This is a genomic window from Mesorhizobium sp. INR15 (assembly GCF_015500075.1).
In the GTDB taxonomy this organism is placed as follows: domain Bacteria; phylum Pseudomonadota; class Alphaproteobacteria; order Rhizobiales; family Rhizobiaceae; genus Mesorhizobium.
Genome location: NZ_CP045496.1, coordinates 2,621,632 through 2,645,160, shown reverse-complemented (window position 1 = coordinate 2,645,160; position 23,529 = coordinate 2,621,632). Strand labels below are relative to the sequence as shown.

General features: G+C 59.5%; 24 protein-coding genes and 2 tRNA genes. 2 read left to right on the top strand and 24 right to left on the bottom strand.

Annotated features, from left to right (window positions below):
* Positions 1–175: 175 nt before the first annotated feature.
* The 20 genes from GA829_RS12920 to GA829_RS12825 all read right to left on the bottom strand — a co-directional run bounded on the left by GA829_RS12920 (position 176) and on the right by GA829_RS12825 (position 19,373).
* Positions 176–571 carry a hypothetical protein gene (locus GA829_RS12920; RefSeq protein ID WP_195178877.1) on the bottom strand — a complete coding sequence of 132 codons (396 nt, stop codon included), beginning with the start codon at positions 569–571 and terminating at the stop codon, positions 176–178.
* Positions 571–2,490: a phage tail protein gene (locus GA829_RS12915; RefSeq protein WP_195178876.1), complete on the bottom strand. Its 1,920-nt coding sequence runs from the start codon at positions 2,488–2,490 to the stop codon at positions 571–573. The genes GA829_RS12920 and GA829_RS12915 overlap by 1 nt, the downstream gene beginning before the upstream one ends.
* Positions 2,491–2,493: 3 nt before the next feature.
* Complete coding sequence (locus GA829_RS12910; protein WP_195178875.1) at positions 2,494–3,795, bottom strand: hypothetical protein; 1,302 nt, start codon at positions 3,793–3,795, stop codon at positions 2,494–2,496.
* A gap of 57 nt (positions 3,796–3,852) precedes the next feature.
* Positions 3,853–7,383: a phage tail length tape measure family protein gene (locus GA829_RS12905; RefSeq protein WP_195178874.1), complete on the bottom strand. Its 3,531-nt coding sequence runs from the start codon at positions 7,381–7,383 to the stop codon at positions 3,853–3,855.
* A complete protein-coding gene (locus GA829_RS12900) occupies positions 7,373–7,597 on the bottom strand; it encodes a hypothetical protein (protein WP_195178873.1) in 225 nt (74 codons plus the stop codon). Before GA829_RS12900 ends, GA829_RS12905 begins: the two co-directional genes overlap by 11 nt.
* Positions 7,598–7,623: 26 nt before the next feature.
* Positions 7,624–8,043, bottom strand: coding sequence for a phage pre-tape measure protein (locus GA829_RS12895; protein WP_195178872.1), 420 nt, complete (start codon positions 8,041–8,043; stop codon positions 7,624–7,626).
* A gap of 18 nt (positions 8,044–8,061) precedes the next feature.
* Positions 8,062–8,844 (bottom strand): phage tail tube protein, encoded by a 783-nt coding sequence (locus GA829_RS12890; protein WP_195178871.1) that lies wholly within the window; start codon positions 8,842–8,844, stop codon positions 8,062–8,064.
* A gap of 46 nt (positions 8,845–8,890) precedes the next feature.
* Positions 8,891–9,433, bottom strand: a complete 543-nt coding sequence (locus GA829_RS12885) for a hypothetical protein (RefSeq protein WP_195178870.1) — start codon at positions 9,431–9,433, stop codon at positions 8,891–8,893.
* Positions 9,426–10,040 (bottom strand): hypothetical protein, encoded by a 615-nt coding sequence (locus GA829_RS12880; RefSeq protein ID WP_195178869.1) that lies wholly within the window; start codon positions 10,038–10,040, stop codon positions 9,426–9,428. The genes GA829_RS12885 and GA829_RS12880 overlap by 8 nt, the downstream gene beginning before the upstream one ends.
* Entirely contained in the window at positions 10,037–10,447 is a 411-nt protein-coding gene (locus tag GA829_RS12875) for a hypothetical protein (RefSeq protein ID WP_195178868.1), read from the bottom strand. Before GA829_RS12875 ends, GA829_RS12880 begins: the two co-directional genes overlap by 4 nt.
* Positions 10,447–10,788 carry a hypothetical protein gene (locus tag GA829_RS12870; protein ID WP_195178867.1) on the bottom strand — a complete coding sequence of 114 codons (342 nt, stop codon included), beginning with the start codon at positions 10,786–10,788 and terminating at the stop codon, positions 10,447–10,449. The genes GA829_RS12875 and GA829_RS12870 overlap by 1 nt, the downstream gene beginning before the upstream one ends.
* A gap of 75 nt (positions 10,789–10,863) precedes the next feature.
* Entirely contained in the window at positions 10,864–11,958 is a 1,095-nt protein-coding gene (locus tag GA829_RS12865) for a major capsid protein (RefSeq protein WP_195178866.1), read from the bottom strand.
* 56 nt (positions 11,959–12,014) lie between these two features.
* Entirely contained in the window at positions 12,015–12,467 is a 453-nt protein-coding gene (locus GA829_RS12860; protein WP_195178865.1) for a head decoration protein, read from the bottom strand.
* Positions 12,468–12,504: 37 nt separating this feature from the next.
* Positions 12,505–13,758 (bottom strand): S49 family peptidase, encoded by a 1,254-nt coding sequence (locus tag GA829_RS12855; RefSeq protein ID WP_195178864.1) that lies wholly within the window; start codon positions 13,756–13,758, stop codon positions 12,505–12,507.
* Positions 13,755–15,494: a phage portal protein gene (locus tag GA829_RS12850; protein ID WP_195178863.1), complete on the bottom strand. Its 1,740-nt coding sequence runs from the start codon at positions 15,492–15,494 to the stop codon at positions 13,755–13,757. Before GA829_RS12850 ends, GA829_RS12855 begins: the two co-directional genes overlap by 4 nt.
* Entirely contained in the window at positions 15,491–15,706 is a 216-nt protein-coding gene (gene gpW, locus GA829_RS12845) for a gpW family head-tail joining protein (RefSeq protein WP_195178862.1), read from the bottom strand. Before gpW ends, GA829_RS12850 begins: the two co-directional genes overlap by 4 nt.
* Before the next feature lie 88 nt (positions 15,707–15,794).
* Positions 15,795–17,957, bottom strand: coding sequence for a terminase gpA endonuclease subunit (locus GA829_RS12840; RefSeq protein WP_195178861.1), 2,163 nt, complete (start codon positions 17,955–17,957; stop codon positions 15,795–15,797).
* Between the two features lie 8 nt (positions 17,958–17,965).
* Positions 17,966–18,679, bottom strand: a complete 714-nt coding sequence (locus GA829_RS12835; protein WP_195178860.1) for a hypothetical protein — start codon at positions 18,677–18,679, stop codon at positions 17,966–17,968.
* A complete protein-coding gene (locus tag GA829_RS12830) occupies positions 18,676–19,101 on the bottom strand; it encodes a hypothetical protein (RefSeq protein ID WP_195178859.1) in 426 nt (141 codons plus the stop codon). Before GA829_RS12830 ends, GA829_RS12835 begins: the two co-directional genes overlap by 4 nt.
* Before the next feature lie 86 nt (positions 19,102–19,187).
* Positions 19,188–19,373: a helix-turn-helix transcriptional regulator gene (locus GA829_RS12825; protein WP_195178858.1), complete on the bottom strand. Its 186-nt coding sequence runs from the start codon at positions 19,371–19,373 to the stop codon at positions 19,188–19,190.
* A 443-nt stretch (positions 19,374–19,816) separates the two neighbouring features.
* On the opposite strand from GA829_RS12825, the gene GA829_RS12820 reads away from it, so the two are divergent.
* Positions 19,817–19,886: transfer RNA gene (locus tag GA829_RS12820), tRNA-Gln, on the top strand.
* Positions 19,887–19,894: 8 nt separating this feature from the next.
* On the opposite strand, the gene GA829_RS12815 is transcribed toward GA829_RS12820, so the two are convergent.
* The gene (locus GA829_RS12815) at positions 19,895–21,067 is read right to left on the bottom strand and encodes a tyrosine-type recombinase/integrase (protein ID WP_195178857.1); all 1,173 of its coding nucleotides are present in this window, start codon (positions 21,065–21,067) and stop codon (positions 19,895–19,897) included.
* A 155-nt stretch (positions 21,068–21,222) separates the two neighbouring features.
* Positions 21,223–21,298 (bottom strand) — tRNA-Ile (locus GA829_RS12810).
* A 134-nt stretch (positions 21,299–21,432) separates the two neighbouring features.
* On the opposite strand from GA829_RS12810, the gene GA829_RS12805 reads away from it, so the two are divergent.
* Positions 21,433–22,149 (top strand): SIMPL domain-containing protein, encoded by a 717-nt coding sequence (locus GA829_RS12805; RefSeq protein WP_195178856.1) that lies wholly within the window; start codon positions 21,433–21,435, stop codon positions 22,147–22,149.
* Positions 22,150–22,407: 258 nt separating this feature from the next.
* Here GA829_RS12805 and GA829_RS12800 read toward each other — a convergent pair whose 3' ends face one another.
* The gene (locus tag GA829_RS12800) at positions 22,408–22,767 is read right to left on the bottom strand and encodes a hypothetical protein (RefSeq protein WP_195178855.1); all 360 of its coding nucleotides are present in this window, start codon (positions 22,765–22,767) and stop codon (positions 22,408–22,410) included.
* Between the two features lie 278 nt (positions 22,768–23,045).
* A complete protein-coding gene (locus GA829_RS12795; protein ID WP_195179618.1) occupies positions 23,046–23,492 on the bottom strand; it encodes a YcgN family cysteine cluster protein in 447 nt (148 codons plus the stop codon).
* Positions 23,493–23,529 lie beyond the last annotated feature (37 nt).

The window sequence follows — 23,529 nt, the reverse complement described above, 5'->3', positions numbered from 1 at the left end:
AACTGTGATCGTCACTTCCTTGCTACCAGGGAGTGACAGCCTACCCGTCTGAACAAACTGAAATGCCTTCGCCCCCGTTGAGAAGATCATGTCGTCGTCGCCAGCCGTCATAACATCTATCCCCGGCTTGGAGATGAACAAGCCGATGTCAGACGTTCTCGCGCCAAGACAGAGCCTAGCTACCAAACTGATTCACCATTACAACATAATATATTATGTTGCCTGTGCTGCCGTTCTTGCTAAAGGCGATTGAGCTTAGGTCCGTTCGGAGACCAATGCTTCCGTCAGCATATATAACGTTACCGAAAGTGCTCAAAGGATAGAACACACCGCTAATACTGATCATAGCGATGACGGTTATTCTAGCGGTGAAGATCGGCAGCACGAGTTGAAGGACTCCGCTGGCCCCCATGGCCACGCTGCCGGTCATCAACACCTTTCCCGCATCACCCCAATCGCTGCTGAAGGCCAATTGCTCATTTGGGAGTGCCGTCGTGACATCGAAACCTGGTCTCGAAACCTTAAGTTTGTAGGAGCCGCCGATCGCACCAAGAAGGACTCGATTCGCCATCAGGTGTTGTCCGACATAACCAGGCGCGCATTGGTCAGGCTGAAATTGACCTTGCCGTCCGTAGACTGAACCGTTCCGGCCGTCAGCGTGCCCACGTCGCCTGTGATCGCAGAAAGGGTGCTGACGCTAAGCATAGCAGCCGTGATCGAGCCGGCGATCAGAATGCTCGTGCGGAAGGACGCGATGTCAGCCTGCGAAGCGGTGATGGAGCCCGTTTTGATATGCGAACCGTCGATGATCGTTCGACCGTAGTCGTTGACGAGATCAAGGGCCCCTTTATAGGTAGCCAGCACAACCCGATCGGACTGGAAGGCCGTCGCAGGGGTCGCCGTCGAGGCAAGCGCAGTGGCGCCCTTCACGTAATAGACGTAGAGCGTCCCGGTTGACCAGGTGCCATTGCCTGCGGTGATGTTGAAGCTGGCAATGTTCCCGTCGTCGCCGATATATTTTATCGTGCCAGCGGTCCATGAGACCTTGTTGGTGGTCGGGCTGTTCGCCTGAAACTCAAGTCCTTCAAGCGTGAGACCTCGCTGGCCGAACACCGCTTTTTCGGCCGTGACAGAACCTACCGACAGCATCGTTCCGTCGATGTAAGTTCCCCCGCCTGCGATCCAGTTCGAGAGCGACGTGCCCGATGAGATGTAGATTTGACCTGGAAGCACCTTGGTCGTGCCACCGTTGACGGCTGCACCCCCGTCATCGATTCGGTACGCTCCGTTGACGAGAAGTGATCCTGTCATGGTCGTGCCTGCCGTCAGTTTGGCGGCATCCAGTTCGACGATCTTAGCGTTGGTGATAATCGCGTCGGCGATCTGCGCCGCACCAGTGATGACCGCATCGTTGGTTACAAGCTGATTGGCGCCGATCGTCTGCGCGAGGATCAGACCTCCGTCCATGAACGCCTTGCCAAGCACAACCTGGAAATCTGTGCCGCCCTTGTAAACACCGAGGATCACGGAGTCGGCCGCGTATAGCGCCGCGAGTGATGATGTCGTGCTGATCGCCGTGTCACCTGGCGTGTAACAGACGTAAATCGTTCCGGTTGTCCAATCGACGTGTCCGCTCGATAGCGCCTGAATCGTCGGCGCATCACCCGCAACGCCGTAGCTGATACTGCCTGCGGTCCAGGTGAGACGGTTGCCTGTGTCCTGCGCAGGCGCAAACGTTACGCCGATCAGCGCTACCTTGATCTCGCCTCGAATCTTGCCGGTTTCGGCGTTGGTTTCAGCCGACCATGGCGAGGCGTTGCCCGACGTATCGACGGCACGAACCCAAAAATGGAGATGCGTTTCCATGTCGAGGCCGGCGCGCACAAAATTGTTTGCGAGCGTCGTGTGCGACGGCGTGGCGGCGTCGAGTGGCGTGGTGGCGCTTGCGCTTTCGTAAATCTCGTAGCGCGCCATGTCGGCCTCGGTGTTGGCCGTCCAACTGATCCAGATGGACTCGAGACCGGCCTTCGACGAGATACCAATCGGCATGGCTGGCGGGATTGTGTCCTTGGCAGTGGTGTGTGTGACGGTTGAACAGAACACCGAAGCGTTGCCACTCTTGTCCACGGCGCGGATGCGGGCGCTGAAGCTCACGTTAGGCTTGACGGCCGCAACATAGGTCTCGGCGGTAGTCTGGACGCCGATCCATTCGCCAGCGCCTTCCTTGATCTGGAAGTCGTAATAGAGGAAATCGTCTTCGCTATTGAAGTCCCAAAATGCGTTCAGGATCGTCTGCCCATCGACCACGTGCGACGTGAGCAGCAGGCCAGTCGGCACCGCTGGAGGGGTGTGGTCGAACATGGCCGCGAGTTCTTCGGGGCTGACCGATCCAAGACTGCCCGCAGCCGCGCCAGCGATCAGCAGGTTGATCTTTTCCCGAACGCTGAGACCAGCTTCGCCATTCTCGATAGGTGAAATGGAAACAGGCATCGCTCAGTCCTCCCAAACCGAGCCGTCTTGCCATTGGCCGGTATCGCGCCAGTAGCCGGTTGCCAGAATCCAGTTGTTGCCGAAGCTTTCTTCCGCAGCCAGGTTGGCCAACGTGACGAAGGACAAGACGACGTTGGCAACGCCATTCGTGACCCATTGAACGGTCAGCGAGTCGCTCGCAAAGCGAGCAACGAACATCCACGATATGATGTCTATCTGACCCGCCGTGGCACCGATCGGCCTCTCCGTCGCAATCAGGGTGTCGCCGCTGTCGGTGGTCATGCCGCTGATTTCGTGCGGTATCAGCGTGCCGTCGAGCGTGCGAATCAGGATTGCCTTGTGTGCCGGATCGGCGTGATAGGCATCGTAGAAGTCGGTTCCGGCGACGCGAATATTCGAGCCCGAGAGGCTCTTGATCGGCGGAAGATCGTTACCGAAAGTGGGGACATAGATTTCGCTTGCCCGGCCGCGCGCACGAATGAAGATGTCGAGCAGCGTCATCACGTCGGCGCGCGTCACTCCCATGTAGGTAGCGGTTAGTGTGCGCGAGATCATCGGGACAGGCGTGAAAGTCTTGGTGATGCCGCGCTTGTAGTCGACGGTCTCGAAACCCAGGTTGAACGCCATCTGCGGCTGCTGAAGATAGTTCGGCTTCCGCAGCAGAACATAGCGCCCATAGAACAGGCCAGCTGGTCCGAAGACCTGGCTTGTTTCACCCTGGGGACCGCCGTCGAAGGGCAGCGGGTCGGCAGTACGAACCACGGTGCCGGGCTCGACGGTGATCTTGAGTGACGACGTGGCAACGATCGTGGTGTACAGTGAAACGGTGTTGGTCGTGGCGAGAGACGCGGAAACAAGCGGCATAAGCTGCGCGCCCTGCCCTACGGCGCCGACAACGCCCATCGGCAGCGTGACCTGGTTGCCGGTAACGTCGGCAGCAAACAACTTGCGAGCCTTGCGTCCGGTCAGCAGCACGAAAGGCGCGCTGGTAACTAGCCACGCCGGAACGTGATCGACGTGGAGGATCACGCCGCCATTGGGGACGGTCTCTGTCAACGTGGCGCTATCGCCCGTGAAGTCACTGATTTCCACCTTGCCGTCGCGCGCCAGATGGATCGCGTCGGAGAAGGTGCGGAGCCGGTCGCCGTCCAGGATCACGGCCGCTTCAATCGAGCGTCGCGGCTGGTCACGCTGCGCCCGTCGCTGTTCACTACCGTCGCGGGTCGTGAACACGTTCGTGTTGAATTCGTAGGTGTCCCGCACACCGTTTTGCCAGTTGGGGACAATCGGAAGAAAAACGGCCATAGCAGCCCTTCACGTTCAGATAGTGAAAATACCGTCTAACGTGAAAATTGGCAAGCGCTAACCGCCATTTAGAATGGCCTGGAGTTTCTTCGGATTGCGCGTCAGGAAGTTGAAGAACACTTTCTCGCCTGCCACTGTTGAAAGTGCGTGCTCCAGCACGTCTGCCGGATCGAACAGGTTGACGTTCTTGAGGTTGACCGCCTGACCGCCACCGCTGCCGCCCTTGCCAAGGTTCTTGATGTGCCGTGGATCGTCGCTGGTCAGCATTTCCTCATCCTTGAGGCCAATGATCGGCACTTCGTTCGGCCCGAGGCCGAGCACGCCGCCACTGTGAAACCGCTGCGCTCCAGCAAACACGGCCGGGTTGACCATGCGCGACATGGATGAGCCTTCGCCGATCACGCCGCCGCCATGGAACAGGCTTGTGATCCAGCCAGCGATGCTACCGCCGATGCCGCCGCTGCCACCGGCACCCGCGCCGCCCGAGAGGGCGTTGAAGATCGCCTGCTTGACGATCGCCTTGCCGATCTCGATCAGGAAGTCAGCGAGACCCTGCTTGAGGGCATCGAAAAACGCACGACCGGCGTTCTCTCCATTGGCGAGCGCCTGCGCGAAGGCACTGAATGCATTGCCGCCGATATCGGCCAGTTGCTCGTTGAGTTGCTGTGCCTGCGGCAAGAACTGCTTGTCGATCCGCTGCAGCGTTTGCCCGATGCCTTCCTGAATGGCTTGGAGTTTCGCGATCTCCTGATCCGCACCGCTGCCGCCGATAGCCTGCCAAAAGGCGATGGCTGCAGGAATAGCGCTCGTCAGCTTTTCCTCGACCTGCGAAATGAGATCGATGGTGTTCGCGACCTTGCCCTGATCGCCTGCCTGTTGCGCGATCTGCAAGCTCTGGAACAGAGCCGTGCGCTGCGCGACAAGCTGATTGACCTGATCGTTGGCGTGCGCGCGATCAAATTCGGCGCCGGCCTGCTGCTTCACCAGGTCAAGCTGCTGCTGCGTGAGTTCGACACCAGCCTTCGTCGCCCGATTGGTCTCATCAACCACGGCCTTGTTGATGGCCGCCTGGCGCGTAACCTTGGTTTTCGCCTCCAGTTCCGCTTGCGCTGCATCCGTGCGCGCCGTGAAGTCCTTCTCGTATTCTTGGGTCTTCTTGGCCTGATCGGCAACCCCTTGATAAGCCGCCAGCAGCCCTTCGGCCTTGGCAGCATGATCGCCCATCTGCTGTGACACCTTGTCCAGGACCGTGCCGGGCGTCCCGCCATTCTTCTCGTCGGAAGCGTTGATGTTCTTTGCGTTACCAGCGTTGATCGCGGCGTAGATTTGCAGCAGCCCGTCACCGGCTTTCACGCCAGCGTCGGTGAGATACTTGCCTGCGGCCTCCATTTGCGCCGCGATCGAGGAGTCCTTACCCACGCCGTAACGCTCTCGGGCACCAGGGCCAAACTGAATGAGACCCTGGTAGTTGCCGCCAGCGCCGCCGACGATCGAAGGGTTGAAGGTGCCCTTAGTCTCGAAGGAGATCGCGGTGAGGATATCCTTGGTGCTCAGTTGCAGCTTGTCGGCAAGAATGGCGGCCTGCTTGACCACTTCGGCCATCTGCGAGGCAGATGCTGATCCTGAATTCCGCTGCGCAACGTAGTCAGCCTCGTAGTTCTTGTGCGTGGCGTCGTATGACAACCCTGCCTGCGCACGAATCTGCTTAGTCTGATCCGCAGTCAGCCCGAGGATGTCCTGGTTCAGACGTTTTGCTTCTTCCAGCGCAGAATTCTTGGCCTTGAGCAGTTCGGCCTCAATGTAGCGCTCACGGTTGGTGAGGTTTGCCTGTTTGGTTTCGAGCAGTAGCGTCTCGCCCTGCTTGTCGAGCACCGCCTGAATGTCGAGCCGCGCCTTCTTGTCGGCCTCGGTCTGATCGGCGACTTCCTTTTGCGCTGCCGCGCCGTCCTTGATAGCCGTCAACTCGTCTTGGCGCGCCTGGACAATATCCGCGAGGGCTGCCCGCTGCGCTTCCAAAGCGCTGGTATCTGCGTAGACAGCCTGGCCCGATTCCAGGAGCTTCGCCTGATCGGCGATCTGCCCGTTGATCTCCGCGAGCTTCGCCTTCACGGCATCCAGGTCGTTCGTGTCAACGTTGCCGGTGACGGCGTTCGAGACACTGCGGACCTTTTTGACAACGCTTTCGACTTTGCCTGCAATGTTTAGGAGCGTGTTTCCGGCATTTTCGGTTTCTTTTGCGATAACATCGACGACACCCGAATCTTCGATGATATGCACAAGATCGTCCCATGCGCGCCCGGCAGCCTTAGCCGCCTCGCCCCAAGACGAAGTTTTGTCAGCACTCATTGCCAGTTTGCCAGCCAGGATGTCCTGGGCCAAGCCGAGAGCACCGGCGCTGTTACCGCTCTTGGCCATGGACTCAATCTGCGCATACTGCGTAGCCGTCAGGAAGTTCAACTGCTTGTCGAGAACTCGAACATTATCGACCGTGCCGCTAAAGGCTGTGGAGATGCGTTTGCCAGCGTCAACGACGCCCTCTCCGGTGATGGCGCTCAACTGTTGGGCCATCTTGGCGAACGGAACGATGTCTTTATCCGCTACGCCATCGCGGACGAATTGCTTCACCAGGTCGCGAGCCTTGCTAGTGGCTATACCGAACTTGCCCATCTGGTCTGTCGCGGCGGCCAGGTTCTCGGCCGTGTATCGGCTGCCGTCAGCAGAGATCGCGAGTTCCTTCGAGAAGATCGCAACGGAGTCTGCCGTTGTCTTCAAGCGGAGCGCGGTCGCGATGAACGGTGCCAATACGGCACCAACGCCCGCAATGATCGGGATCGAGCGCGCGAGCGTGACCATGACGTTCGGCCAGATTTGTGCGAACTGGCCGGCCTGTTGCGAGAAGACCTGCAACGGCCGCTGACCCATCGCCAGGCCGGAAATAACGTCATTGATCTGGTAGCCGAGGTTCGTCAACTGGTAGGGCTTAAGACCGAAGACATCGACACTTTGGGCTTCGCCCTTGGCGCCGTTTGAGAGGGGTGCCCTTACGCCGCTACCGATCTTTGAACCGGATGCCACCGCCTGACGCCCGAGTGAGACGTTGGTCGCGTCAACCTTCTTTTTAAGGATGCCCTGTGCAGTGCCCGCCGCAGTCGACGCTGCGCTCATGGCGTTCAGTTCGACATTATCGCGTTCTAGGGCCGTCGCCATTTGATTGAAGGCACCAAAGCCGCTCCTGGTCACGCCGGTCAGGCCGTCCAGTGCAACACGATGCTGGTTCAGGGTGGTGATGGCTTCCAACGACCGCTTGCGCGTGAGCGAAATCGTGTCAGCAAGCTCGCGCATTTCAGATGCGCTGAGCGAGCCGGACTTCCTGCCGTTTTCCAGTGCGGTCTTGTAGCGATCGACCTCGCTGGTCAAGCGCTTATAGTTGTTGGTGGCAACCGTGATCTCGTTGTCTGCCACGCGTATTTTGCTGGCAGCTTGGGCAGCGGCGGACAATTTCGCCTGCTGCTGCCCAAGGTTGTTCAGGACAGCCGAGTATTCGTCGCGCGCCTTTACGGCGAACTCTACGACTCTTTCATTCGCCATCGATCATGCCCTTCAAGTGCTTTGAGAGTTCCCTGGCGGCAGTCTTTCGGGCGCTGTCTTTCACGCTCATGTTAGGAATGGTGGAGAGCGCCATCTGAAGAAGTGATGTCTGCATGGCCATGTGAGCGTTGATGCGTTTGACCACAAAACTTGCTTCTTCAAAAACCTTCCAGATTGGATATGACAGTGCGTCAGGGTGTCCGTGATCAACCAAAAGGCTGACCTGGCGTCGGACACCTGTTATCCAGCGTCCGAGGTTGACAGGGATGTCAGCTTTGCCGTTGCTGACATCGCCCTGGCGACGATCTCCATCAATTTTTCCAGCCCACCTTCACCTACCAGCGTCAGGCGCACGATCTTCTCGATGGCGTCGACCTGAACGGAGAATGGCAATTGGGCAGCCTTCTCCGTCTGCGTCGGCGCACCAGTTCCACAGGCGATGACCATGGCTGCAAGCGGGGCGAAATCGTCGATGATCGACATAGCGATCTGCTCAACGCTTCCTTCCAACTTGCCCACGATGGCATCGTTGTAGAGTTGGTCCAAAACTGCGCGATGATGGCGAACGATGTGCGTAATGTGGACCACGCCGAGACCGTAGACCGTGAGCGAAGCGCTCCCGACTGCCACGGTCTCGGATGGGATAATCAGCGTCTCCAACTGACCCATCATCGTGCCTTACGCTGCCGGCCGGCCGTCGCGATAAGCGAGCGCCAGGTTGCCCTTCTTGAGCGCTGTCACGGTCAGACCCATCGTCTGCCAAGCCGGCGATTCCGGGTCGTTGACCAGCGCCATATCGCCGTTCGGTGCGAGACTGACACGCGGAAGCGTGATGTCTGCCTGCTCACCAAATGCGTTGAAGGAGATGAATTTCAGTTCTCCCTCGACCTGGGAAACGCTTGCGGCGATCTGCTGGCGCGTCGAAACCAGCGTGTCGAAGTTGACCACCCACTTCGCCGCGTCGAGCAGCGCTGTGACGAGACCGAGTTCCGCGTCGACCTCGTAGTCGGTGCCGAGAACGAGCGTTGCGGGTGTGGTCGGGGCGCCGTCCGTGACTTCCACGTTGGTCAGCTTACGCGCGCCGGTCGGATTGGCGGTCGAGCGACCAACCTGGAACGTGTCGCCGGCCTTCACCAGCAAGTACGTCTCGACTTGGGCAGTCAAAGCCGTCGCCGAGATCGTGGATACGGCACCCATGAACCAGTACGACACATTCTCGGGACGCATATCGTTGGTCTGAACGGTGCCGTTGAGCGCGGTCGTGATCGGGATTTCCTCGTCCAGCACCTGCAGACCAGCCTGCGAAGAATAGTTCTTCAGAGTGGTGGCGGCGGCCGTCAGCGTGAGTTCGGGGCAGTTGCCGAGTTCGCGCAACGGGCCGGGGTTCTGCGTGCCGGGCAGGAAGCGCGCGAAGAACGCCTTTCCACGCGGAACGACGAGATTTCGAGATTGGGTATCCATCTGGCATTCTCCTTTTCGTGAATATCACGTATAACGTGATTTTAGATTAAGCGAAAGGTGTCTCAAGATTTTCTGCCAGGGTGAGAGTCACCGGGACCAGAAAATATGCGACGGCGGAAACTTCATCGTCGGGTGGACGATGAACGGGCTCTCCGATCGAGATGCCAGTCACGCAGGGACCGACGTTCCCGAGACCGAGGAAATTGTAATCCTTGACTTTTTTCGCCTTGGCAAGTGCCGAGACGACTTCTGCTGATGCGATGTACGCAGGATCGAGCGGATGCATCTTGTCGTCGGGCACGAACCCTTGGATCAGTAACCGCCACTGGTTCCCGGCCAACACTGATCCGCTGGCGTTATTGGGATCGCGGGAACGCGGGTCTTCCAGGACCGATAGCATCGGCAACGGATCGTTCTCCCCGTAGATCGTTCGGCCGCGAAACACGCGTTCGGCCGGCCGGCCGGCGTCGTCGGTAAAATCCGAGAAGTCGAGCCGGTAGCCGTTGGACGGCGCGATGCTCTTGAGCACGCCGCAAAACGCCTTGGCCACGCGCAGACGGAAAGGATCGGGCAGCACGTCATCAGCCATTTTCCAGCAACTCCATTTGGCGGTTAAATTCGGCTTCAAGGAATTCCAACGAGTCGTCGCTCATTTCCTCGAAGACGCCGCCGTCCTTCGACGCGGCGCTCAGAGCCTGGTCAACAGATGGCCCGTAAAGCAGCCATAGGTTCTTGCCGATCGGCTTTGGCCTGTAGGCGCCGTGAGGCGCTGAGCCGTTTGTTCGCACGGCCAGGCCAAGATTGTTGTTCTTGAGACGAATGATGAAAGCGCGGCTGATAGATTTCGTTTGGCCGGGCTTCACCGTCACGTTGATCTTGCCGCCACGGTGGCGAGTTCCGCCAGCCAAGGCGCTCTGCTTGCTGAAACGGGCGAGCGAGGTTGGCGTGCCGCGTCCCTCGATCACGGTGGTAAACGCGCCCTTGCGAGCGCGAGTCTTCACCCACAGTCGTTTGTTTGAGGGCGAGACGTAGGAGGCGGGAAAATTGATCTGAGTGCGCGCGGCTCGGGCGAACTTGGTGCGGTCTCGATCCGCTGTCCGGTTGAGCGCTCGGGTCAGCGCGGTATCGACGGCAGGGCTCATTTCCTTGATGAATGATACCTTGTCGAATTCCAGAACGATCACAGCCGCGCTCAAGAGATGATGCCTTCCCAAACGGTTCCGGTCGTATCAACCGATGAGAGCAGCGCGGTCAGGTCAGCTTGGGGAACCTCGGAGACTTCCACCCAAATGTAACCCTCGCGTTCGGGCTTGCTTGGGCCGGTGATGTAGGCTTCGGAGTTTCCAAAGATGACATATGCGCGGGTGTGGACCTTCGGCAGGGCCAACGTTTTCTGAAATTTGATGCGATTAGTCATGTCGAGCACCGTGGCACCGTTCGACCAGTCGTCGATTTGGTTCTGCTGCACGACCTGCGCAAGGTGGAGACGGACGTTGACGCGAACAGGCGTGCCGGCAGCGTGCGTGAGGTACACGGCCGGAATCTCGAAGGTCCCGTGGATATCCGCGAGAGCCTTCTGCTTCTGTTCGCGCCAACCGGCCATCAGACCAGCGACTCGTCGTCGGCAGCGGCCTTCTTGCCTTTGCCCTTTTTGTCAGCGGCAGTCTTGTCGGAGGCTTCCTTCTCGGCAGCAGCCTTGTCGGCGGCTTCCATTGCTGCAAGCTCAACGGCATCCCGCTCGGCCTGCTCAGCAGCAGCCTTGTCGGCGGCTTCAGGAATGATACCTGCCTTCACCAGGTCGGCCTCGGTGGCTTCCACGGCGGCGTTGGCAGCCAGCATTGATTCCAGTTCGGTCCCGTGCAGTTCCCCGACAGCACCCGCATGGATGACTGGCGGCGTGTCTTTTGGATCGCGCTGAATGGTGTGAATTGCCTTGATGTACATTTGCGGTGGTCTCCGGTTTTGAGAAAACGGCCCGACAACGATTTGCCGGGCCGCTGTTTGTCGCGTCAGTCTGGCTTACGCCAGCACGCGAGCCTTGAAGGTCCGGTTCGGGTAGAGCGGAACCGGCAGCGGCGACGCCTGGTGCATCAGGCAGTCGTCACCGGGATCGTCGGTCTTGAACGACTTGCCGAATACGCGGGCATTCGACAGACCGCTCTTGATGGCGTCGTTGTCGAAGATAGCGCCGTAGCACTTCACGCCGGTTGCGCCAGGCGCGACGAGCAGAACGTCCTTCGGATTGAGCAGGTCGATCTTGGTCTTGCCGCCAGCGCCATCCGGCACGTCGACAGTGTCCTTGTAGGCCCACACGCTCAGACCGGAGGCAAGCTGGCCGATGTAGGTCAGCGGCTGCTCCATCCGCATGATACCGAGCGAGATCGACACGGTGTCATTACCCCGGTAGTTGGTGTCGAGCGCAGCCTTGACGCCCGTGTTCTTGCGGAACAGCGGGGCGACGGAAGCACCCACGATCAGCTGCGCGGCAGAGCCGCCGCCGCTGGCGAGGAACATGGTGTTCATCCACCCTTCGATATCACTGAGGATGTCGGTTGCCGGATCGCTCCAGTATGCGCTCGACTTGACGACGGTGTGACCCGCCGCGCGGCCGAAGTCGAGCAGGACGGACGGATGTTTGGCGCCCTGATCGCGATCGTAGCTGATCTGCACCTTCCCGTCGATGAACGCCCGCGCAGCCATCCAGGCTTCACGCACGTCGATCGCGCGGTTGTGCATTTCAGTGATCTCGGAAACGCGCATGTCGTACTTCTCGCGAAGCGTGGGAGCGCGGCCGGCGTTGATGAAGATTTCCGAAGGGCGGACGTTCTTCAGGTCGGTCGGACGGATCGCGTTCTTGATCTTGATGTACGGCGCGGTGATTTCCGAGATGGACTCGGCCTTGGCGTTCTGCATCGGCTTGCCCTGTTCATAGGGCAGGACGAACGGCGCCAGGAAGCGATCGGAATCGGGCAGGTCCGCAAAGCGGATTGCGCCGTCTTCCGAGAAGTGGGTCTGCGTGAAGAACGTATCCAGGAAGTAGGACGGAATCGACTTGAATCGATCGTCCTGCCGCAAGGTGTACAGTTCCTTGGGAGTCCAAAGCTCGATTGCCATGATGGCTGGTTTCCTTCGAGTTCGAGTTTAACGGTGAACGACGATCGGTCGCTCGATTACGGGGCAGCCACGGTCGAGCCGAAGTAAACTTCGCGCACGACGATGTTGGTGGGAGTAGGCGCGCCGGCAAAGGCTGCGAACTTCTTCGCATCCGTGTCGAAGCTGGCCGGCCAGGCGATCATGTGCTTTGCGAGGCAAGCCGAGCGCAGGATCGGCACGCCGGGGTTCTGACCACCCGGAACCACGATCTTGTAGAGCGTGATGCCGATTGCCTTGATGCTGTTCGCCGGGGTGCCGGTATCCAGCAACGCCGCAACCAGGTTGCCCGAGCCGTCAAACCCAACCGGGGTATAGGCTTCGAGCGTCTGGCTGGCTGCCAGTTGCATGTCCTGAGTGACGACGGCCGGCGTTTCGCCGACAATCAGCCCTTCGAGGACTGGGTTGATGGTGTCGGTCCACTGCGACGGAACGCCAGCGGAAGGACCGAGGTTCGGAAGATTGACAGTCATTTCGTCTTCTCCTTACGGCTTCGGTTGCGCCTTGGGCTTACTTGCCCTTGACCATTGCGAGCGTCTTTGCGGCGCGGCTCATTTCCGTGTCCTTCTCGTCTGCGTCGGCGTCAGCGCTGATGCCGGCGCCGCCGTTCTCCATCGCCAGCCGCAGCATTCCTTCGGGAGCGCCAGCGGTGACGGCCGCCTCTGCGGGCAGATCGGCCAGGTAGGCGGTAGCTTCGTCGGCCGCCATGCTGGTCTTCAGCGCTGCGCCGAGTGCTGCCTTCGGACGCGCCTTGCCGGCGTCGCTGCCGATAATCGCGTTAATACGAACAAGTGCGGCAGCGGCGCCGTCCTTGGCACCTTCCGCTTTGCCTTCGGCGATGCCCTTGGTGTGTGCAGCGGCAACGGCAGTGTCGAGGTCGGCCTGAGTGATTTCGGCCATCTGTTCATCTCCTTCTGAGAAAGTGGCCTCAAAGGCCGTTATGGCGTCGTCGAGAGCCCCGATTTCATCGGCAAGCCCGTTGTCGATCGCCTGTTGAGCCATGAAGGTATGAGCCTTGGTCGCATCGACCGCCTCAAACTCCAATGACCTGTTCCTCGCCACTGACGTGACGAACTGCTTGTGGAATTCATCCACGCGCTCTTGAATCCGCTCGCGCGCGCCCTCCGACAGTTTTTCGTAGGGATTGCCCTCCATCTTGTCGGGCGTGGAGCGGATGATGTTGACCGTGATGCCCGAGGCTTCGAGCATCTTGGAATATTCCAGTGCGACGACGACAACGCCGATCGAGCCGACACCACCAGTGCGCGCGACCGTGACGTGATCGGCGGCGGAAATGATGTTGTAGGCGGCCGAGTAGGCGTGCTCTGCGGCAAAGCCACGGATCGGCTTCTTGCCACGGAACGCAAAGATGCGGTCCACCAGGTCGAAGTTGCCCGAGACCATGCCGCCGCCCGAGTTCACGACTAGCGCGATACCCTTGACGTTGGAGTCTTCCACGCCGCGCTTGACGGCCTGATAGATGTATTCGTAGCCGGTGGCGTAGTTGCCGTAGGCGTAGGTGAAATCGTTGAGCAACACGCCCTTGACCGGGACATGCAGGATGCCGTTCTTCACCACGTAGGGGCGATAGTAGGCACGCCAATCGTCTTCCGCGAACCAGAAGCTATCCGCTGCGGCGGCGTCGGCCTTTTCCAGTTCGCCGAGGCGAGCGGCGACGGCAGACAGGCAGCCTTCGAGCCAGGCGCTGTGGCCTTCTTCGATGAGTGCCGGCTGGTCCTGAAAGCGTGCGAGAATGGGGTTCATAGTGCTTCCTCCAGCGCGCCCTCATCGACATCGGTGTCAGCCATGGCCTTGCCTCCGTCGCGCGGTTTCGCCGTAAGCGAGTTCTGCATGTTCTTGGTGTTCTGGTCGTAGACGGACGGGTTGCCGTACTTCTCATCCAGGTCGCGTTCGCGCTTGATCTGGCGCGCGGTCTTGCGCCAGTCGCCGCCCGACATTTTCGCGATCTCGGTTTCCTTGGTGGACAGACCGTTCTTGATCTTGAGAACCGATGCCTGCGTTTCTTTCAATGGGTCAATCTGACCCTGGCCGGCACCAATCCATTCGCACGAGCTAAATGCTTCGGCGTTGAGGCCGTCGTAGAAGCGCGGCATATCGCGGCGCTTAAAGCATTCGAGTTCGTTGTAGTTGATCGCTTCTTCGAGCCAGAGGCGGTAGATGAAGTTGGCGGTCTTGTCGGCCACGATGCGCTTGAGCGACAGCATGGTTTTGAAGGTCTCGCCCAACGACGCACGCGCCGACGAATAGTTTGTCTGCGTGTAGTCGCGCGACAACTGTTCGTAGGACACGCCGAGGGCCGCAGCAATGTAGCGCAGCAGACTCTGCTCGAACTTGTCGCCTTGCGGACTGGCCGCGCCGGGGTTCTGGATTTTGAGCTTGGTGCCGGGCGCGAAAATCGGAATCTTGGCGCCGTCCATGTGCAAGTTCTTCGCACCACTGGAATACTGCGCGATGGTGGCGAGATAGTCGGTCATCCACTGCGTCGTGGCGTTGCCTTCACCGGAATTCGCAGCACCAAGCGCCGCAGCCACGTCGGTCGGGATTTCCGATTCGATGGATGCGGCATAGGTTGCCGCGACAACCGCGCGTTCCAGTTCCGTCTTTCGGAAGTGCTTGGTCATCCGCATTTCGGTGAGAGCGGAAACCATGGCAGAAACGCCGCGAGTCTGATCAGGGCGCAGTTCCTCGTAGACGTGATTGATCAACATGCGGCCCCACGGCTTACGGGCCGGGACACGCTTCCATTTCATGTTGTCGAGGTAGCCGTTCACGCCGCCATTGCGGTAGTCGGCCTGATGCGCGTTGCGGATATAGTAGGCGATCGGAGCGCCATACGTGTCGCTCTCCACGCCTTTGCGTAGGCGGCTGCCCTTGAAGGGTGCGAAAATGCGGTCGCGCGGATCGGACAACCGAGCCGGGTCAATCGTCTGTACGGCGCTGGCGTAGGGGCGCCCATCGTCGAACCATTCTGCGGATTGCAGCGATTCGCCGTTCATCAGATGTACGCCCACGGCCAGGCGCACGATATCCGTCAGCGTCTTGGTGCGGCGCGCGTCGGGCCAGCACTGATCGCTCTCGGCATAAAGCGTAAACTTGGTCTCGATTTCTTCCTGGGCTTCGGCTTCCCACGTCTCGTCTTCCTTGCCGAACAGGACTTTGGTTTCCGGCTTGGCGTTGAGAAGAAAGCGAGTTCCTACGATGGAGTCTTTGCGTATCGTCGCGCCGCCAGCCACGTAGGCGTCGTTGCGCCCCGTATCGAGCGAGCGTGCGTCGAGATCGTCCTTCGAAGGAAGCAGGTCGGCATCAGCCGAACGCAACGCAGGCTGCCAGTCGGCAAGTCGATTGAGCCTGTCGGCCCCGTCATAGGCGACACCGCCGCCCGCTGCCACCGCCGAGGCAACGGGCGGATGCGCCGCATGGATCGCCGGGGAGACTCCGGCATCTGATCCAAGCAGGTCTGTGAGATCGAGATTGTTCATCCCCACACCGGCCGCAGCGGACGGGCCACGGGCGAGCAGCCCGCAATCTCTGATTCGAGGGATTTGATGTAGGCGAGCAGACGGCTCGCATTGGCCGCCGTGTAGCGAATGGATTCGCCGTTGCTATCGCGAACTTCAACCGCCGCCGTCCCGATCTGCAATCGGTGATAGGCAGTTTTGGCTTCGATAAGGAGGTCGGCGGTAGTCGCCATCAGTCATCCAACTCTAGTTTCACGTATCAGTAGCGCAAACGTGAAACTTTTACAACAGTTGATTGAATTTCAATATAAAAGTGAAAGCCTACGCCAGCTTTGCCCCAAGCTCCGCGAAGCTCAATTCCTTCTTCGCGGCCTTTGTCGGTTCGGCGCCCCCATAGATTAATTCGTTGCTGTCCCAATCGGCCGCCCAGGTGGGGGGTTCATTCCAGTCCAGCCTGTCCATGTTGAAGGCGACGTATGGCACGCCCTGTTCGATCGGTCGGATAGCCATGCCGAGTGCATAATAGGCCAAGTCGAACGCTTCGTTTCGGCGCTTGCGGGGATTTTCCCATCCCTTTTCGGTGCGAATTTCAGTGGTCATCTGATTGTAGAACCACGCATCGAACCAATCAGGGTAGCGCAACATTCCGCCGACGCTCTCATTTTCCCCGGAGTCCTCGACGCGACGCGCCATCATGATAGAGATTCGATCCTTCATCAGGTTCGAGTTGAGCAGGATCACAGGCACGTCGCCCTTGGCGATAGCCAGCTTCCCCTTCTGCTTTGAGTCGGGCCAGGTGGTGTATGCGTGCGGCGCAGTCTTCGACACGTCACCCTTGAGCAGGCAGAAGCGACGATGCAGCCCATCGCCGCGCTTTCGCAGCCGACGCCAGAAATTATAGGCGTGGCCGGTAACGCCCTCGGCGCCGCCAGAGTCACCACCGGTTGCCCGGATACGCATTCGCCTGCCCGAACCGTCCGCCAGCGGATAGGTTTTCAGGATCAAACCGTCGATCAGAACGTCCCAATCCTCGGCAAACGCCGCAGGGTCTATTGGCAGTTTTTCACCGGCACCATTCAGCCGATTCGACAGACGCATTTTGAAGCCGTCGATCACCACTACGTCGCCGGTCGCGGTGAAACCGTGGACCTGAACGACGAATGCGTTCTTCTGGATGTCGGCCGTAGCGATCATGAATCGGACACCGTGCGGCACCGTTGGTTCGCTTTCGGTCGAGCCCCAATCCTCGGCCATATTCTTGAGGTCTTCTGGCGAACGCTCCGACAGGCGCGATTGGGGAATGTAATAGCTTCCCTGGTCGGTTGTGACCGTCTTGCGCAGCGGCGCGTCGTCGGCTGTGTCCTTCAGCGCCTTCATCGCGCGAAGATATTTTTCGACCAGCTGTCCCCAATCCTGATACGCGGCAGCTGGTCCCTTCATCCAGAAAGAGGCGATGCTCGATCGTGCCGCCCTCATACCGTTGCGCTCGACGATCTGCCTCTCAGCCGGCAGCCATATCATGCCGTCCTTGACCCACCGGCCAGACTCGTTCAATTCCTCTTTCATCGCTGGTTCGAGGATGCCGCCGCAGCATGGGCACGCCATGAACGTTTGCTCCCGCGCTTCCATGATATCGGCACTGTCAGGATAACGCAGCAGCTTGAAATCTGGCTCGAAGGCTTGCTCGCACTGCGGGCAGGACCAATACCAGCGCCGCCTGTCGCCACGGTTGTAAAGCTCGAAGATGCCCCGGATCGGCGGTGCCTCGTGCGGACTATGCGGCGGTGCCCGCCACTTCGGGTCTTGAATTTCCTTGTTCGGGTTTGGTGACGACTCGGCCACGGTCATGCCGAAGCGCTTGAACGTCGTCGTTCGCATTTGGAGAAGATCGAAAGGATTGCCTTCGCCGTCGACGTTGTCATCCATGCGGTCGTAATCGATCAACCAGCCGCGCGGCACGGTGATGCCAGACAGGTTGCTCGCCGTGGGATAGGCGAGCAGGAAACGCATCCCTGACTTGAACTCCTTGTCGAAGGTGTTGTCGTCCTGGCGGCTGGTGAACTGCTCCGCGCGGATTTCGGTAGACGACTCAAGGTATCGCTTGAGGTCGCCGTTCGACCATTTGCGCGCGTTCTCGCGATCCATATGAATGTAGAGCATGTCGGCCGGATCGGTTTTCACCGTATGTGACAGCCAATTTAGCGACATATAGGTTTTGCCCGTCCTCGCAGGCCCGACAAAGATCATGCCCTGGTAGTCGAGACTGGTGAGTGTGTCCTGCGGCTCTTGCAGGTATGGCGTGCGCTTCAACGACCACGGCGCGCTATGGCCACCGCCGCTACCGATGCGCGTGTATTTCTCAGCAGCCTCGGTCACGGTCAGACGATGCTGCGATTCCAGGCTCTCGAAGCCCTTGACCGCGATGTCTTCCAGCCGTTGATAGGGTGCCTGCTCGATCAATTCCTCGATCGAAGGCGGGCGCATTCTAGAAGTCATTCGTCACCCGGCATTTCGCCTGGCATCGGGCGCGTGTCGGTGCCGGCAAGCTCTGTTTCGATCTCGCGGGAATGCGCGTTCGTCTGATGCTCGCGGGGCAGCGTTTCCAGCTTCGTCTTGATCTGCTTGTTCATATCGGCGACGCGATCCATCAGGAAATTGTACTGCTCGTCGATGATCTTATCGCGGCCCGGCATATCCTCGATCCACATCTTGCTTTCCTGGCGGATCAGCATCGAGACGCGGGCAAAGGTCATCAGCACGTCTTCGTCGTGCCAAAGCTGCCCTGCTGCCGTGAGCGCGCGGATACGGGCGTTGGTCATCTCCCAATATGCTTTGGAGACGATCGGCGGCAACGACGCCTGGTTCTGCTGCGCCAGCCAGTCTTCAATGCTTCCCTGCGGCGCGATCAGGTACGACATACCTGTGAGAAAATCGTACATTGGATGAGGCTTGCCGCCGTGGGACTTCCACGAGTCAACGGGGCAGCGCTCGAGTCGCTTCTGAATTTGTTTGGGCTGCGCGCCGAGGATATCGGCGAAGAATGTCACGCCAACCGGGCGCCGGAATTCCGTGTAGTGGGGCAGAGCGGCAAGCGCCTGCGCCTGCAACTTGGCTGCGGCTTCTTCACGCGTCGGCCTTCCGCGTCTCGGGCGCGGCGCGGAGACAGGCTCATCGCCGAGCAGGTCCGACAGATCGTCGTCACTCATTCGGCCACCTCGACTGGAAGTCGAAGCGCATAGAACTGGTCGCGATCGACGTTGGTGACTATGCGCTCACTCGTGTTTCCAAGGATGGATTTGCCGTAGTCGTGTCGTGACCAGGTGCTGCCGCCGCTCCAGTGCGAGCCTTCTTCTTCGAGACGACAGTGCAGACAGATACGGCGCGCCGACAAACCGGACGATCTGTAAGCAGTCTCGGCCACGATCTCATGGGTACAACCCGCTTGGATGTGGAAAGCTGTGCGTGACAGATGCCTAGTGGCGTGCAGTCGCCCTTCAATCGCCGCTGCAATTTCTTGGTTAAGCCTACTCACGTTCAGAGTCCCCGTCCAGTTCGTCGAGGAACGGGGCGCGAGAAACCTCACCGCCGCATCCACAGAGTTCGGGATGGATTGATGCGCCGACATCATTTCGAGAGATCACTGTGTAGCCGAACGGAAGGCGCGTCACCCGACCTTGTGCCACGGCCTCGGCGATCAGGTCGGCTATGTCCTCGCTAGGCTGCACGGAGAAAGTCCGCCACCCAGGCGTCAACTTCAAGCTTGCTCCACCTGGCTACCTTGTGGGAGTGCCGGCGCTGCTTGGGAAATGTCCCTGCCGCGATCTTTCGGTAAATCTCGCTGCGTGAAAGCGCCGTCAGGCCAATCACCTGGGGCAGTCGCAGCAAACCGTCTTGTTCCATTGTTCACGTCTCCGAGTGCTGCCAACTTGATAATCACTTTTAACGTGACAATCAAGGAGAAACACGATAAAAGTGAAACATTGAGTTCGAGACGACCTTCAGCTATCGAGGGAGGCGACCATGAATTCGGCGGGTAATGCCGCCTACGGAGCGCGGGTTTCGGTTGGGTGCCCCATGTAGGCCAATGCTAAGTCTGCACAATGCAGCAATAGGCCGACGACCCGAAAGGGTAAACCGATGACAGCCGGCAAAGACCGGCAAAAAGAGGTCTAACGCTGAACACGATAACGATGGATAGTTCGTTCCACTAAGAGTGGTGTGAGCGTCAGATCAGAAACGACTTGGCCCGCTGTCAGTCTTGTGAGGCAGGGTGCGAGCCCCTGGCGCCACTGAGTGGCGATTTAGCAAGCGCATCAACCGGGCGGGCCAAGTCGTTTCCATATGCGAGCGTCGTCTAATGGTAGGACGGGCCTTTGGGGTAAGAACGCGCGGTTCGAATCCGCGCCGCTCGCACCCGTCATTCATCCCAATAGGTCAGTCAGATCGGTGTCCTTGGACAACAGAAAATTGCTGTACCAGTTCATCATTCGAACCCGCTCGTCCCAATAGAGAGCCGCATTATAGGCTGCCCTGACCTCGTTCTGCGGAACGTGCGCAAGCTGCCGCTCGATAGCATCAGGCCGCCAGAGGTTGCTTTCATTCAGGATCGTCGATGCCGTGCTTCGGAACCCGTGGACGGTGGCTTTCGAGTGGTAGCCCATCCTATAGAGTGCAAACAGCAGCGTGTTCTCTGAGATCGGCTTGTAGCCTTCGACACCTGGCAGAAGCCACTCACTGCCGTTTGACTCCTCTCGTAACTGTTCCAGCAGCTTCAAGACCTGCGGCGTGAGCGGCACCAGGTGCTCCTTGCGCATCTTCATTCTGTCTTCCGGTATCCGCCAGCGGTCTTCCCCGAATTCCGTCCACTTGGCGAACCTGATCTCTCCTGTTCGAACGAACGTATGCGCGACGATTTCAATTCCGAGTCGAGTAGCCTTCTCGCCGTCGTAAGCGTGCAGCCGTTTGAAGAAATCTGTCAAACCATCCTCACGCAGCGCGGCCCGGTGCTTCTGCCGAGGGTTCGTCTTCATGGCATCGGCAAGTGGCGCGGCCGGATCGACTTTGGCTTTGTCGTCAGCCACGGCGAACCGGAAAATGCTGCTCACAGTCTGCCGCACCCGCTTTGCCATTTCCAAGGCGCCGCGATCCTCCACGGTGCGCAGCATCTTCAACACCGCTGACGGCTCGATCTCAGCCACGTCGTCATCGCCGATAGCCGGAAACACGTCATCTTCCAGCCTGGCCCAAATGCGCTCTGAGTACGACGATACCCATCCGGTGGCGCGACTGTTGAACCACGCCTTTGCCACCGCTCGAAACTTTCGGTCGTCCGAGACGACATGGCCACCGGAAGGATCAATCCCCTTTGCGAGTTTGGACTTTGCGGCGTCGCGCGCTTTCCGCGCATCCCCGAGGCCGACGCCGGGATAGACCCCGATTGAAAGGGTCTTTTGCTTCTCGGCGAACGAGTAGTTCATTCGCCACAGTTTCGATCCCGTGGGCTTCACTAAGAGGTATAGGCGCCCGGAATCAGTCAACTTGTAGTCTTTTTCGGCGGGCTTCGCGTTCCGGCAGGCTGCGTCTGAAAGCGGCATTCTGTGGTATCCTCAAATTCAATACCACATTCGATACCACAGCCGCTAACTGGATGTACAGAGATGCATTGGGACGCATCGGGAAGTCATCACCTTGATTTGCAAGGCTTTCAGCCTCTATTTGGGACGTATGGGGATTTGTGGGGAAGGGTAATTGGTGGGCCCGGAGGGACTCGAACCCCCAACCAAGCGGTTATGAGCCGCCGGCTCTAACCATTGAGCTACAGGCCCCACGCGGGCTGGATTAATGTTTTTCCTTCACCGGCACAAGGCTTTCTCGACAGGCTCTCGGAGATCGCCCAAATCAGCCCATAATCGCGCCCTACTCGACCCTTGCGACTGGATCGCGGACCAAGGAGATTTTCATGACCAAAAATGTTTTTTTGCCCCTAGCGCTCGCCGCTGCAATCGCTTTTCCGGCGATGGCTGGAGCCACTGATTCGCAGACACCGCCCCGCATCATCGTTTCAGGCGAAGGCGAGGCAACCATTCCTCCTGATTTGGCGCTGCTGTCGCTCAGCGTCATGCGCGAGGCCAAGACCGCGCGCGCGGCACTTGATGCCAACAACGACGCCATGGCGGCTGTGATCGCGGCGATGAAGGCAGCCGGTATCAAGGACCGCGACCTGCAGACATCGGGCATCCAGATCAATCCGCGCTACAACTACACCAACAAGCCGGATGGCAGCCAGGATGCCGAGCTTGTCGCCTACCAGGTGACCAACACGCTTGCGGTGCGCGTGCGCGACATCGACAAGACCGGCGAGATTCTCGACAAGGCGGTATCGCTCGGCGTCAACCAGGGCGGCGGTATTTCCTTCACCAATGACAATCCGGCGGCAACCATCACCGAGGCCCGCAAGAAGGCGGTGGCCAACGCGGTGGCCAAGGCCAAGACGCTGGCCGAGGCCGCTGGCGTCAGCATCGGTAGGGTGCTGGAAATCAACGACCAGAACATCGCGCCGCCGCCCATGGCGATCAACGCCAAAGCCTTCGATGCCGCCGCCGGTGCGGCTGTGCCGACGCAGGCCGGCGAAAATTCCTACAACGTCCAGGTCACTGTCACGTTCGAGCTTAAGTAACGTCTGAACGTGGCCGAGCCCGTCTCGGCCACGGACCCGTTCCGGTGATTTCCGCGCATGAAAAACCCGCGAGATTGCTCTCGCGGGGTTTTGTTTGAGCCGCGCACTCCAGGGCGGAGGGGCTCGTACTACTCCAGGCTGATTTTCATGGAAAATCATGCCTCCAGGCTCGTCCTTGCAGCGGATCGCGCGCAGGCTGATTTTCATGGAAAATCATGCCTCCAGGCTGGTTCCGGCGGAGACCAGCCTCCGAATGGTTCAGCGGTAGATAATCGGGCAACCGCGCTCGTTGGCGAACACGATCACAACGCGGTCGCCATCCTGACGGCCCACGACCTTCACCGTACGGCGGCTGACGTCGACGATGCGGGCGCGGTAGAGGCCCATGCGCTCGGCCTTGTCGAGGGCGCGGTCCGGCGAGCAGCCGCGGCGCCAGTCGCCACGGCGGTCATCACGGCGATCGCGGTAGTCGCTGTTGTCGCCCTGATAGACGCCAAAGCGCTGGTCGTTGTTGTTGCCAAAGCCGAGATACAGGCTGTCCGCATGGGCGGGAACGGCTGCAAGCGTGCCGAGACCGACCAGGGCCGAAAGGGCTGCCGTCTTGATCGTGTTGAACATTGTCTTCTCTCCTTCTTGCGGGCTTTCGCCCGTCCTCTTGAACCGATGACGAGAGAATGCGCTTGCCTGTCTGAACTATTTACGAACCCGGCGTTCATGTCCGGTTCATGTGGCGGGAAAAGGGAATTTCCTGGCCTTTCGAAACACTTACGGCAGCCTGCGAATGATCCTCGAACGATCAGCAGCGCGCCTGGTTCCTCCCCGCGCGGCGACAGGACTAAACTGTCAGTATTCGTTGTCTCAGTTGCGAGCCCTGGTAGCTCGACGCCATGCAAGCCTTATGGCTCTTCGTCCAGCATATAATCAAAATAATCTTCCGGCTCGGCCAGATCGGTTTCGCTGGCGGTGACCCGGCCGCGCATGGAAATGCCGGCCTCGTGCACTGTCTCGGCGCTGCCCGACAGGAGCGGGTGCCACCAGTAGAGGTCGCGGCCCTCCGCCACCAGCCGGTAGGCGCAGGTGCCGGGCAACCAGCTGATGGTGCGCACGTTCTGTGGCGTCAGCCCGACGCAATCGGGAACGCGCGCCAGGCGGTTGGCATAGTCCGAGCAGCGGCATGTCTCGGCATCGAACAGGCGACAGCCGACGCTGGTCCAGTAGATTTCGCCCGTATCCTCGTCCTCGAGCTTCGACAGGCAGCATTTGCCGCAGCCGTCACAGAGCGATTCCCACTCGGCCGGGCTCATCGCCTCCAGCGTCTTGGTTTTCCAGAATGGCGTTTCCATTGTCGGGATGTGGCCCCGGCCGGCAACAAGGTCAAGC